The organism is Mesorhizobium sp. M7A.F.Ca.US.006.04.2.1, from assembly GCF_004022915.1.
Taxonomy (GTDB): Bacteria; Pseudomonadota; Alphaproteobacteria; order Rhizobiales; family Rhizobiaceae; genus Mesorhizobium; species Mesorhizobium ciceri.
This window is the reverse complement of the sequence record NZ_RZQA01001276.1, coordinates 1-1,203: the sequence shown is the minus strand read 5'-3', so window position 1 is coordinate 1,203 and position 1,203 is coordinate 1. Positions and strand designations below refer to the sequence as shown.

The window sequence follows — 1,203 nt, the reverse complement described above, 5'->3', positions numbered from 1 at the left end:
GTGGTGTTGTGCTCACTGCCAATGATGCACAAGAGCGAGAACGGGATGCGCTCGCATTTCATCACCGCGAACTTCCAGATCGCCGATGCACCGGGTGCCGATGAAGTGCTGGTCGCCATTGGTGCAGCCAACGGCGGACGCGTTCACCCCAGGATTGCCGACAGGTTCCAGGATATAGCGGAAATGGACGCGGAAAACGGCTCCTCCTGATAATCGGAGTCGTGTCAGGTCGTAAACCGACCAGCCTTTGTCCTGTCTTTCAAGCGCGCCATTGCGGGACATTGGCTGCGAAAGGCCTTCTACAAACCGGGGTGGCTTCTGGGAAGCGGGACCTTGTTTCGTGCAAGGAGCCGACCTATTCTAGGCTCCGTCGCGAAAAACAACTGCCTGACCATTGTCACCTTCGTCAGGCAGTCGAGTACACGTCAACTGTGCACAGCACGGTTCGGCCAGCGTCTCCGAGAGCAACCGCCCGACGAGAAGTCGGGCTCATGGCAACCGTCATTCCGACGGATGCATTGGAGCGCTAAAAATGCGAAATCGTATTGCAATCATTGGTGCGGGCCTTGGTGGCCTCACGCTTGCCCGCGTTCTTCATGTCCATGGCGTTTCAGCCACGCTCTATGAAGCCGACGCCTCCTCTGCCTCGAGAGCGCAGGGGGGACTTCTCGACATTCACGCATACAACGGTCAGCTCGCCCTCAAATCCGCAGGTCTGTTTGACTCGTTTCTTCAGCTCGTCCGTCCGGGCGAAGATGCAAAGCGGATTGTCGACAAGGACTGCCATATCCTGTTCGACAGGCCGGGCAGCCACAGCGGCGAGCGTCCTGAAGTGGACCGGGGCGAGCTTCGCAAGATGCTGATCGATTCGATCCCGGCCGGTATGATCCATTGGGACCATAAGGTCACGTCCGTGGCAGCTACCGACGACAATCGCCATGAGATCACCTTCATGGACGGCTCAAAGGTGACCTGCGACCTTGTCATTGGGGCTGATGGCGCGTGGTCGAAGGTCCGTCCACTGCTTTCTGATTCAAAGCCGGCCTACACAGGAACGTGTTTCGTCGAGACATTCCTTTTCGATGGCGACACGCGCCACAAGGCGAGCGCAGAGGCGATCGGCAGCGGCACGCTGATGGCCGTTGCGCCCGGCAAAGGTATCCTGGCGCATCGCAATGCCGACGGAAGTCTGCATGTCTACGT

The 1,203-nt window shown here is 58.6% G+C and carries 2 protein-coding genes; both read left to right on the top strand.

The window, feature by feature from the left end:
• Positions 1 to 210: amino acid synthesis family protein (locus EN925_RS36575; RefSeq protein WP_164894691.1), on the top strand; the 210-nt coding region annotated here is incomplete at its 5' end.
• Positions 211 to 394: 184 nt separating this feature from the next.
• Positions 395 to 1,203: FAD-dependent monooxygenase (locus EN925_RS36570; RefSeq protein WP_245487429.1), on the top strand; the 809-nt coding region annotated here is incomplete at its 3' end.